Origin of the sequence: Phenylobacterium sp. (assembly GCF_044371015.1) — a bacterium.
Lineage (GTDB): Bacteria > Pseudomonadota > Alphaproteobacteria > Caulobacterales > Caulobacteraceae > Phenylobacterium.
The window spans coordinates 1-2,761 of record NZ_JBILUK010000333.1 but is presented as its reverse complement, the minus strand read 5'-3'; the positions used below and the strand labels follow the sequence as shown (position 1 = coordinate 2,761).

General features: G+C 68.5%; 4 protein-coding genes. 2 read left to right on the top strand and 2 right to left on the bottom strand.

The window, feature by feature from the left end:
* Positions 1-251 (bottom strand): Clp protease N-terminal domain-containing protein (locus ACIQ3R_RS17235; RefSeq protein ID WP_397420078.1); only part of this gene is annotated, 251 nt, incomplete at its 3' end.
* Between the two features lie 215 nt (positions 252-466).
* On the opposite strand from ACIQ3R_RS17235, the gene ACIQ3R_RS17230 reads away from it, so the two are divergent.
* Positions 467-1,171, top strand: coding sequence for a Coq4 family protein (locus ACIQ3R_RS17230; RefSeq protein WP_397420077.1), 705 nt, complete (start codon positions 467-469; stop codon positions 1,169-1,171).
* Positions 1,172-1,178: 7 nt separating this feature from the next.
* Positions 1,179-1,829 carry a TetR/AcrR family transcriptional regulator gene (locus ACIQ3R_RS17225; RefSeq protein ID WP_397420076.1) on the top strand — a complete coding sequence of 217 codons (651 nt, stop codon included), beginning with the start codon at positions 1,179-1,181 and terminating at the stop codon, positions 1,827-1,829.
* Positions 1,830-1,845: 16 nt separating this feature from the next.
* Here ACIQ3R_RS17225 and ACIQ3R_RS17220 read toward each other — a convergent pair.
* Positions 1,846-2,761 (bottom strand): alpha/beta hydrolase family protein (locus ACIQ3R_RS17220; protein WP_397420075.1); only part of this gene is annotated, 916 nt, incomplete at its 5' end.

The window sequence follows — 2,761 nt, the reverse complement described above, 5'->3', positions numbered from 1 at the left end:
TTCATGTAGAGCTGGCCGGAGCCGCCCTCGACGCGCGGAACCCGCGACAGAGCCGCCTCCACGGCGGCGTCGGCCGCATCGGGCCGGCCCCCGGCGCTCTGGATCAGGGCGCGGGCCAGGCCGTCGCGCTCCTCCAGCAGCACCTTGAGCAGATGTTCGGGCGCCAGTTGCTGGTGGCGGCGCGCCAGGGCCAGGCTCTGGGCGGATTGCACCGCCTGCCGCGCACGGTCGGAATAGAGATCGATGTTCATGGATGTCCCCTCGATAGGCGGATCGACAAGGCCCGCCTCGTCTGAGCACGGCCCTCGTTCACCTTCGATGTAGTGTTGCGCGCAGGCCACACAAGGCGCCTTGCGCTGGATCAAAGGTCGCCGCCGGTGCGCCGCCGACATCCGGGCCGTTAAAAATGAACTTGTTCATTTAATCGCCGTCCTGCTAGTCTCGGCCGACAACACGGGAGGCGACCATGGCAGGTCCAGAGATCATCGATCGGGCGTTTGCGGCCAAGTTCCTGCGCGCGGCGGACGCCCCGCTCGACTACGGGGTCTATCTGCTGTTCCACGATTGGTGGGCCGAGGCGCCCCAGAAGGCGATCGACGCCTACAGCGCCGAACTCGCCTCGATTCCCGAGGCGGCGCCCCTGCTGGCGAGCCGCTACATCTCCGAGCGGCTTTCGCTCGAACGCCTGGCCCAATGCGCGCCCGGCACGCTCGGGCACGCCTACCGCCGCTTCATCGTGGACAACAAGCTGGAGCAGAATCTCGGCCGCAACTACCGACAGTTCAACGAGGAACTGACCCGGTCCGGCAAGCTGGACCGCCTCCCGCCCGACCTCAGCTACATGATGGTGCGTGGATTCCAGATCCACGACTTCCTGCATGTCCTCACCGGCTACGAGGCGACGAACTGGGGCGAGCTCGCCCTGGCGGCCTTCTACCTCGCCCAGCTTCGCTTCCCCTATCATGCGATGCGGGTGGCGGTGACGACCGCTCACATGGCGTTCGTCCGGCCCGGCCTGATCGTCGACGCCATGGACGCGTTCGTGGACGGCTGGAGCTATGGCCGGACCGCGCGAAACCTCAACTTCGAACGCTGGGAAGACGAGCTCGACACGCCGCTTGAGGTGCTCCGCGCCCGCATGAACTTGAACCGGACGAGCCTGGCCGCATAAGGACGCTATGGGTCGAAAACCGGCGACCGTCGCGCAAAGGCAGGCCGCGCGCCGGCATATCCAGAAGGCCGCCGCCGGCGTCTATGCCGAGCAGGGCGCGACGGCGGTGTCCGTCCGCGCCATCGCGCTGCGGGCGGAGGTGAGCGTCGGCACGATCTACGCCCACTTCGGAAGCCTCCAGGGCCTCATGCAGTCCCTCTGGATGGAGCCGGTCGAGACCATCAATGCGCAGCTCGCCGAGCTGGCGGCCGGGATCGTCGATCCCGTCGCGCGCCTTGAGGCCCTGCTGAAAACCTATGTCGAGGTCGCCGGAACCCGGCCCGAACTCTTTCGCGGCGCATTTCTCTTCGTGCGCCCGGACACCCTGCCCAAGCCGCCGCGCGATCCCCTGGACGAAGCGCCCTTCGCCGCCCTGTTGATCCAGGCCGTTTCGGAAGGCCAGGCGCTGGGCCGGATTCGTCCCGGCGACCCCGGCCTGCTGGCCCAGCTCGCCTGGTCCGGAGTCCACGGCTGCCTGGCCCTCCCGATCAACTTCGACCGGCTCGCCTTCGCAGCGCCCGACCCGCTCGCCATGCGCATGATCGAAATCGTTGTCGCGGACTTGACCGCATCGACGGCCCGCGACGCCGTCCCGGACGACCGAGGCGAGGCGCCCTAGACCTTCGCCCGCCCCCTCAGTTCGGCGGATTGTGTTTCTCGACGAACGCCATGGTGGCGGTCAGGGTCTCAAGCCGGGTGTCGCCGCGGGAGAGCCAGTGGTCGGCGCCCTTCTGGAGGATCAGCTCCACCGGCTTGCCGGCCTTCTTCAGGGCGTCGGCCATCCGCTGGCTCTGGTCGGCCGGCACCACGGTGTCATCCTTGCCGTGGATCAGCAGGATCGGCGCGTCGGCGCGGTCGGCCAGATGAACCGGCGACAGGGTCTTCAGGACGGGGTCATCGCCGGTCTCCGCGCCCATGAACCGCATCCAGTACCGCCGCGTGGACGTCCCGCCCCGCGTCGTGCCGAATGCGATCATGCCGGCCAGATCGGTGACCCCGGCCACCGAGACCGCGCAGCGATAGACACCCCGGTCCAGGGTCGTCCCGGCGAGCGCAGCGTAGCCGCCATAGCTGCCGCCGACGATGCAGACCCGCTTGGGATCGATGAGCCCCTGTCCGGCCAGATGCCGCACGCCGTCGGAAAGGTCCGTCTGCATCTTGCGGCCCCACTGCCCCCAGCCGGCCTCCAGATGCGCGCGGCCGAGCCCCGCCGAACCTCGGAAGTTGACCTTCAGGACGGCGTAGCCGCGCGAGGCCATGCCTTGCGACCACCAGTCGAAGTCGAGCGTGTCGCGCGACGCCGGGCCGCCGTGGGGCAACACTACGAGGGGCAGGTTCTTGGGATCCCGGCCCTGCGGCAGCGTAAGGTATCCGGTGAGTTCCAGCCCATCGGCGGCCTTGAAGCGGATCGGCCGCACCGTGCTGATGTCCGGAGCCTTCAGCCCGGGATATTGCTCGCCCAGCCAGCGGGCGCTGCGCGCATTGACATCGACCAGCGCGAAGGCCGGGCTTTCGTTGGGCGACTGAACGCGCACCACGATCTTGCGGCGA